The organism is Acidisphaera rubrifaciens HS-AP3 (assembly GCF_000964365.1).
Classification (GTDB): Bacteria; Pseudomonadota; Alphaproteobacteria; order Acetobacterales; family Acetobacteraceae; genus Acidisphaera; species Acidisphaera rubrifaciens.
The window spans coordinates 1-8185 of record NZ_BANB01000108.1; the positions used below are offsets into that span (position 1 = coordinate 1).

General features: G+C 69.6%; 7 protein-coding genes and 1 pseudogene. 6 read left to right on the forward strand and 2 right to left on the reverse strand.

Translation table 11 applies throughout. The features are described from left to right. From B8460_RS04290 to B8460_RS04310, 5 genes and pseudogenes are all read left to right on the forward strand, one after another. Window positions 1–321, forward strand: a pseudogene (locus tag B8460_RS04290) (tRNA (adenosine(37)-N6)-dimethylallyltransferase MiaA); the annotation flags it as partial. A gap of 69 nt (window positions 322–390) precedes the next feature. Continuing rightward, window positions 391–2193: an acetolactate synthase 3 large subunit gene (locus B8460_RS04295; protein WP_048860345.1), complete on the forward strand. Its 1803-nt coding sequence runs from the start codon at window positions 391–393 to the stop codon at window positions 2191–2193. Window positions 2194–2197: 4 nt separating this feature from the next. Then, window positions 2198–2716, forward strand: a complete 519-nt coding sequence (gene ilvN / locus B8460_RS04300; protein WP_048860341.1) for an acetolactate synthase small subunit — start codon at window positions 2198–2200, stop codon at window positions 2714–2716. A gap of 26 nt (window positions 2717–2742) precedes the next feature. Then, entirely contained in the window at window positions 2743–3762 is a 1020-nt protein-coding gene (ilvC, locus tag B8460_RS04305; protein ID WP_048860342.1) for a ketol-acid reductoisomerase, read from the forward strand. Window positions 3763–3770: 8 nt separating this feature from the next. Next, a complete protein-coding gene (locus B8460_RS04310) occupies window positions 3771–4298 on the forward strand; it encodes an O-acetyl-ADP-ribose deacetylase (RefSeq protein WP_048860346.1) in 528 nt (175 codons plus the stop codon). A 57-nt stretch (window positions 4299–4355) separates the two neighbouring features. Here B8460_RS04310 and B8460_RS04315 read toward each other — a convergent pair whose 3' ends face one another. Beyond that, a complete protein-coding gene (locus tag B8460_RS04315; RefSeq protein ID WP_241771108.1) occupies window positions 4356–5819 on the reverse strand; it encodes an NCS1 family nucleobase:cation symporter-1 in 1464 nt (487 codons plus the stop codon). Window positions 5820–6194: 375 nt separating this feature from the next. Here B8460_RS04315 and B8460_RS04320 point away from each other — a divergent pair, with 375 nt between their 5' ends. Then, a complete protein-coding gene (locus tag B8460_RS04320; protein WP_048860343.1) occupies window positions 6195–7781 on the forward strand; it encodes a 2-isopropylmalate synthase in 1587 nt (528 codons plus the stop codon). A gap of 45 nt (window positions 7782–7826) precedes the next feature. Here B8460_RS04320 and B8460_RS04325 read toward each other — a convergent pair whose 3' ends face one another. Then, window positions 7827–8057, reverse strand: a complete 231-nt coding sequence (locus tag B8460_RS04325) for a hypothetical protein (RefSeq protein WP_048860344.1) — start codon at window positions 8055–8057, stop codon at window positions 7827–7829. Window positions 8058–8185: the final 128 nt, after the last annotated feature.

Below are 8185 nucleotides of genomic sequence, written 5' to 3' on the forward strand. Positions count from 1 at the left end.
ACCGAGGCGATGCTGGCGGCCGGCGCGGTGGAGGAGGTGCGCGCTCTGCTCGCCCGCGCCGACGACCCGGCCCTGCCGCTGCGGCGGGCGCACGGGGTGCCCGAACTTGCCGCCCATCTGCGCGGCGACCTCACCCTGGCCGAGGCCGCGTCGCGCATCACGCTGGTGACGGCGCAGTACACCAAGCGGCAGGCGACATGGTTTCGCCACCAGACGCTGACCGGACATGTGCATACTATCCATGCGCGATACGCAGGGCGTGCGCAATTTTCGGAAAGTCTGGAGGCGTTCGTCGCTCACTTTATACAAAGCGCGGGTTGACCGTCCGCGGCGCCCGGCTTAGTGGTGCCGCGCCGGCCGCTGTGGGGCCGGGATGTGGGACATGCGGCGATGGCAACGGATGCAGGCGGGACGAACACCGAGACGCAGCTGAGCGGGGCGGAGGTTCTCCTGCGCGCCCTGAAGGATCAGGGCGTGGAGGTGATCTTCGGCTACCCCGGCGGCGCCGTGCTGCCGATCTATGACGCGCTGTACCAGCAGAACGCCATCCGCCACATCCTCGTCCGCCACGAGCAGGCGGCGGTGCACGCGGCCGAGGGCTATGCCCGTTCGACCGGGCGCGTCGGCTGCGTGCTCGTCACCAGCGGTCCGGGGGCCACGAATGCCGTCACCGGCCTGGTTGACGCGCTGATGGACAGCATCCCGATCGTCTGCCTGACGGGGCAGGTGCCCACGCACCTGATCGGCAACGACGCGTTCCAGGAAGCGGACACCACGGGGATCACGCGCCCGGCGACGAAGCACAATTATCTGGTGAAACGGGCCGAGGACATGGCCCGCACGGTGCACGAGGCGTTCTATGTCGCGCGCAGCGGCCGTCCCGGCCCGGTGGTCATCGACCTGCCGAAGGACGTGCTGATCGGCCGCGCCGCCTATGTGCCGCCGGCAACGACGCCGCATCGCTCCTATCGTCCCAACACGACGCCCGACGCCACGGCGATCGCCCGCGCCGCCGCGCTGCTCAAGGGGGCGAAGCGGCCGGTCATCTACACCGGCGGCGGCGTCATCAACGCGGGGGCGGCGGCGAGCGATGCGCTGCGTCGGCTGGTGCGGGCGACGGGCGCGCCCTGCACGTCCACGCTGATGGGCCTGGGTGCCTATCCGGCGAACGATCCGCTGTTCCTCGGCATGCTCGGCATGCACGGCACGTACGAGGCGAATCTCGCCATGCATGCGTGCGACGTGATGCTGAACATCGGCGCGCGCTTCGACGACCGGGTGACCGGCCGGCTCAATGCCTTCAGCCCACAGAGCCGCAAGATCCACGTCGACATCGATCCGTCGAGCATCAACAAGAACGTGCCGGTCGAGGTCGCCATCGTCGCCGACGCGGGCGAGGCGATCGAGGCGCTGCTGGCCGCGTTCGAGGCCGATCCGCAGACGCAGGACCGCGCCGCGCTCGCCGCGTGGTGGCAGCAGATCGACGGCTGGCGGGGCAAGGACTGCCTGCGCTTCACGCAGCCGACGGCGCGCGGCGCGGTGATCAAGCCGCAATACGCGGTGCAGCGCCTGTACGAGATCACCCGCGACCTGGGCCGCGAGACCTTCATCACGACCGAGGTCGGGCAGCACCAGATGTGGGCCGCGCAGCATTTCCGCTTCGATGCGCCCAACCGCTGGATGACCTCGGGCGGCCTCGGCACCATGGGCTACGGCCTGCCGGCCGGGATGGGCGTGCAGATCGCGCATCCCGACGCGCTGGTGATCGACATCGCGGGCGAGGCCAGCATCCTGATGAACATCCAGGAGATGAGCACGCTGGCGCAGTACCGCCTGCCGGTGAAGGTGTTCATCCTCAACAACGAATACATGGGCATGGTTCGTCAGTGGCAGGAACTGCTGCACGGCGGCCGCTATTCCGAAAGCTACAGCGCCGCCCTGCCGGATTTCGTCAAGCTCGCCGAGAGCTTCCACGCCAAGGGGCTGCGGGCGCACAGCGTCGATGAACTCGATGACGTCATCCGCGCCATGATCGCGGCCGACGGGCCGGTGATCGCCGACATCGTGGTCGACCAGAAGGAAAACGTCTTCCCGATGATCCCGTCCGGGGCGGCGCACAACGAGATGATCCTGGGGCCGGAGCACGAGGCGGAGGCCGCCGGCATCACCGACGAGGGGCTGGTCCTGGTCTGATCCGATGACGACGACGTTCGACACCACCATCCGCAGCGCCACCATCTCCGTCCTCGTCGAGAACGAGGCGGGCGTGCTCGCGCGCGTCATCGGCCTGTTCTCCGGCCGTGGCTACAACATCGACAGCCTCACCGTGGCACCGGTCGAGGATGGGCGGGGCCGCTCGCGCATCAACATCGTCACCAGCGGCACGGAGATGGTGATCGAGCAGATCAAGGCGCAGCTCGACCGCCTCGTGCCCGTCCACCGCGTCGCCGACCTGACGCAGCAGGGGCCGCACGTCGCGCGCGAGATGGCGCTGGTGAAGGTGATCTGCGCCGGCGACAAGCGGGCGGAGGCACTGCGCCTCAGCGACGCGTTCCGTGCGCGCGTCGTGGATGCCACGATCGAAAGCTTCGTGTTCGAGATGACCGGGGCGACCGACAAGGTGGACGCCTTTATCGAGCTGATGCGCCCGCTCGGCCTCGCCGAAGTCTCGCGCACGGGTGTTGCGGCCATGGCCCGCGGCACGCGGACGATCTGACGGCCTGACAGGAAAGGACTGCTTTGATGCGCGTCTACTACGACCGCGACGCCGACGTGAACCTGATCAAGGGCAAGAAGGTGGCCGTCATCGGCTACGGCAGCCAGGGTCACGCGCACGCAACGAACCTTAAGGATAGCGGCGTGAAGGAGCTGGCCGTCGGCCTGCGCGCCGGCTCGGTCGGCGTCGCCAAGGCCGAGGCCGCGGGCATCAAGGTGATGGACCCGGCCGACGCCGCCAAATGGGCGGACGTCGTCATGGTGCTCACCCCCGACGAGGGGCAGGGCGACCTGTATCGCGAGAAGCTCGGGCCGAACATGAAGCCTGGCGCCGCGCTCGCCTTCGCGCACGGGCTGAACGTGCATTTCAACCTGCTCGACCCGCGCCCGGACATCGACGTGTTCATGATCGCGCCCAAGGGGCCCGGCCACACGGTGCGCAGCGAGTATCAGCGCGGCGGCGGCGTGCCCTGCCTCGTCGCGGTGGCGCAGAACCCGTCCGGCAACGCGCTGGAGATCGCGCTTTCGTATGCCAGCGCCATTGGCGGCGGTCGCGCCGGCATCATCGAGACGACGTTCAAGGAAGAGTGCGAGACCGACCTGTTCGGCGAGCAGGTTGTGCTGTGCGGCGGTCTCGTCGAACTCATCAAGGGCGGCTACGAGACGCTGGTCGAGGCGGGCTATGCGCCGGAGATGGCGTATTTCGAGTGCCTGCACGAGGTGAAGCTGATCGTGGACCTGATCTACGAGGGCGGCATCGCAAACATGAACTACTCGATCAGCAACACCGCCGAATACGGCGAGTACGTCACCGGCCCGCGCATCGTCACCGCCGAGACCAAGGCCGAGATGAAGCGCGTGCTGGCCGACATCCAGTCCGGCCGCTTCGCCCGCGACTGGATGCTGGAGAACAAGGTCAACCAGTCGAGCTTCAAGGCCACCCGCCGCCGCCTGTCGGAGCACCCGATCGAGCAGGTGGGCGAGCGTTTGCGCGCCATGATGCCGTGGATCGCCAAGAACGCCCTGGTGGACAAGGCGCGCAACTGAGGCCGCCCCTGTCCGACCGGCTCCGCCTCGCCGCCGGCGACATCACGGCGTTCGACGTGGACGCCGTGGTCAACGCCGCCAACGAGAGCCTGCTCGGCGGCGGCGGCGTCGACGGCGCGATCCACCGCGCCGCCGGCCCGGGCCTGCCAGAGGAATGCCAGCGGATCGGCGGCTGTCCGACGGGCGAGGCGCGCATCACCGGCGGATACCGGCTGCGCGCCCGCCACGTCATCCACACGGTCGGTCCGGTCTGGCGGGGCGGCGGTTGCGGCGAGCCGGCGCTGCTCGCCGCCTGCTACCGCAACAGCCTGGTGCTGGCGGTGCGACACCGGCTGCGCACCGTGGCATTTCCGGCGATCAGTTGCGGGGTCTACGGTTATCCGGTGCGGGACGCGGCGCGCATCGCGGTCGCCACCGTGACGGCGGTGCTCGCCGCCGAGCCGTCGATCCAGCGCGTCGATCTCGTCTGCTTCGATCCAGACATCGAAGCGGCGTATCGCGACGCGCTGGCGACGTCCGGTGCCATCCCGCCCTAGCCCCGGCGCGTTTCGCGACGCTGGCCGGCGGCTTGCGCGGGGGTGCTTTCGCCTCGTCTATGCCCGGGCCGGCGAGAGACCCTCGACCGCTCGCCGGCGGGTCGCCAGGACGCCATAGACCGCCGCCCCCACCGCGATGCCGATGAACCAGGCAAAGGCGTAGATCGTGTGCAGCGCCGGCACCACGGCGCCGATCAGCGCGCAGGTGCCGCCGATCAGGAAAGCCCACACGCCCGCCGGATTCCAGCCGCCCCGCCCGGCGTAGCGGCCCTCGTACCGATACAGTTCCGGGACCGACAGGCGCTGCCGCCGGATCAGGTAGTAGTCGGTGAGCATGATCCCGGTCACCGGCCCGAGCAGCCCGCCGATGCCGCCCAGCACCGCGAAGATCGAGTTGGCGTTGTGGAACCAGAGCCACGGCGCGAAGAACAGCCCGATCACCAGCACCAGCATCGAGGCCGAATTGAACCCCAGCCGGCGCGGCATGAGATTCACGAGGTCATAGGCGGCCGGCATGATGTTGGCCGCCACGTTCACCGACAGCGTCGCGACGATGATCGTGACCCCGCCGAGCAGCAGCACCCAGGGCTCGTGCAGCGCCAGCAGCAACTGCACCGGATCCCAGATCGGATGGCCGAACACCAGGATCGTGGCCGAGGTCGTGACCACGCTCATGGCGGTGAACACGATGGCGGTCAGCGGCAGGCCGATGAGCTGGCCGATGACCTGGTCCCGCTCCGAGCGGACGAAGCGCGACAGGTCGGGGATGTTGACGGCGAAGGTGGACCAGATGCCGATCATGCCGGTGACACCCACGCAGAAGGTGAGCCAGGCGTCAGTCCCGGTCAGCCTCGACGGCTGGTCGAACAGCGGCCCGACCCCGTGCGCGACGGTCAGCCCCCAGGCGGTCGCCAGCAGGCCGACCAGGATCACCAGCGGCCCGGCGATTAGCTCGAAATTGCGTATGCGGTGCACGCCATGCGACACGATCCAGGCATGCAGCGCCCAGAACAGGGCGACCGCGACCCAGCCCTTCAGCGCCATGCCGAGGATCGGCATCGTCAGCGTGTTCCAGGCCGGGATCAGCGTGCCGATGATGGCGTCGATCGCCAGGCTGCCGGCATAGCCCTGCACGGCGAACCAGAAGATCGCGCAGAAGCCGCGTATGACGACCGGCAACTGCGCCCCGCGCGGGCCGAAGGACGACCGGATCAGCACGCAGAACGGGATGCCGTAGGCGGTGCCCGGCCGCGCGTTGAACCACATGGCGACGAACAGCACGAAGTAGGCGACCGCCACCGCCGCCAGGGACTGCAGCGCGCTCAGCCCGAGCTGCATCAGCCCGGCCGCCGCCTCGTAGGCGACGACGTTGTGCACCATGCCCATCCAGACGGTGGACATGTTGACCCACGACCAGTCCCGTCCGGCCGGCGGCACCGGGGCGAGGTCGGCGTTGAACAGCCCGGTATCGCCGGCGAAGCCCCCGTCGGCCGCCATCGTCCCGCTTTCGGCATGGTCCATCGCGCGCCCTCCTGCTTCGCTCCGCCGACGGGACGAGCAAGCGGCGTACCGGGCAGGGGGACCGTTCCGGACGTGCGGCTGAACATTCCGTGTAGCCCGGCGCCGGGGCAGCCCTGCGGCCAGCACACTTGTCCGAGGCCCGGGTCAACCGTAGGATGCGATCATGTTCTGCGGATTGGCCATGCTGTGCGGCCTGCTGCGTGGGCTGGCGAATGCCGGCGCCCGGCTGACTGCTATTGGCCTGCTGCTGCGGCTTCTCAGCCCGCGACTTATCCGCCCCTGAGCCGCGCGCCGCGCGCCCTGCCGCGCGGGCCTGCTCAGGGGACAGTCATCGCTGCTCGCCGCACCGCCACCCGAGACATCAGGCCAAGACCCATGACGATCGAGCACCCTTCCTTCGGCACCCTGTCCGACGACCGCATCATCATCTTCGACACCACCCTGCGCGACGGCGAGCAGTCGCCGGGCTTTTCGATGAACCTGAACGAAAAGCTGCGCATGGCCGAGGCGCTGGCGGAACTCGGCGTGGACGTGATGGAGGCCGGCTTCCCCATCGCCTCGCCCGGCGACTTCGAGAGCGTGCGCGCGATCGCCGAGAGCGTCGGCCGGCAGGACGGCGCGCCGGTCATCTGCGGCCTCGCCCGCACCGGGCGCGACGACATCATGCGCGCCGCCGAGGCGGTCCGCCCGGCCCGCCGGGCGCGCATCCACGTCTTCGTCAGCACCAGCGCGCTGCACATGAAATACAAGCTGCGCATGGAGCCGGAGCAGGTGCTGGAACTGACCACCAGCTCCGTCGAACTGGCGCGCAACCAGGTGGACGACGTGGAGTGGTCGGCCGAGGACGGCAGCCGCACCGACCCCGACTTCCTGTGCCGCTGCGTGGAGGCCGCGATCCGCGCCGGCGCCACCACCATCAACATCCCCGATACCGTGGGCTATGCGCTGCCGGAAGACATGGCCCGCATCTTCACCATGCTGCGCGAGCGTGTGCCCGGCGCCGACCGCGTGGTGCTGTCCACGCACAACCACAACGATCTCGGCCTCGCCGTCGCCAACACCATCGCGGCGATCCGCGCCGGGGTGCGGCAGGTGGAGTGCACGATCAACGGCATCGGCGAGCGGGCCGGCAACGCCGCGCTGGAAGAGGCGGTGATGGCGCTGCGCACCCGCCACGACGCGATCCCCTACGAGACCGGCATACGCACGCCGAACATCCTGCGCACGTCGAAGCTGCTGGCGACCGTGACCGGGTTCGACGTCCAGCCGAACAAGGCGATCGTCGGCCGCAACGCCTTTGCCCACGAGAGCGGCATCCATCAGGACGGCGTGCTGAAGAACGCCGCGACCTATGAGATCATGACGCCCGAGAGCGTCGGCTGGACCAAGACGAACCTCGTCATGGGCAAGCATTCCGGTCGCGCCGCCTTCCGCGACAAGCTGCGCGCCCTGGGCTACGGCGAGATCGGCGACAACGCCTTGAACGACGCCTTCCGCCGGTTCAAGGACGTCGCCGACCGCAAAAAGGTCGTCTACGACGAGGACATCGTCGCCCTGGTCGACGACGAGGTGGTGCGCGGCCATGACCGCATCCGCTTCGTCTCGCTGGAGGTGCGCTCGGGCTCCAAGGCCCCGCCGCATGCCGCGCTGGAGCTGGAGGTGGACGGCGAGCTGCGCGCGGCCGAGGCGGACGGCGACGGCCCGGTCGATGCGACCTTCCGCGCGATCCACGCGATCTTCCCGCACGAGGCCAACCTCGTGCTGTTTTCCGTCGGCGCCGTGACCGAGGGGACGGACGCGCAGGCGCGCACGACCGTCCGGCTGGAGGAGGCGGGCAAGATGGTGGACGGGCAGGGGTCCGATACCTGCACCATCACCGCCTCGGCCCGCGCCTATGTGCACGCGCTCAACAAGCTGCTGGTGAAGCGGGTGCGGACCGAGCCCGCCGCCCTCTCCGCCTGACCGCCTCCGCCTGACCGCCATACCGGACAGGCTGCCGCGCCGGGATCAGTAGCCGTAGTAGCGGCCGCTGTTCCCGGTCGTCGGCAGCACCGTCGGCGCATAGGGCTGGTTGCCCATCGGCACGCCCACCTGCGGCAGCGACTGATCGTCCTGCGTCGGCATCATCTCCGGCTTGGCGGCCACCGCGCCGGGCCCGGTGATGCCGATATCGGCCGGGGTGCAGGCGGTGGGCACGACCGCCAGGCTGGCGGCGATCAGCATGGGGCGCAGGCGCATCTCATGGGTTCCCGGAACGGCGGCTGTCGGCTGATATAGCCTCCCGCCGCCGCCGCCGCGAGGCGCGGCCCCCGGGCGCTGCCTCAGCGGGTCGTCGCGGCTCCCGCGATGGCACCGCCGACGCCGCC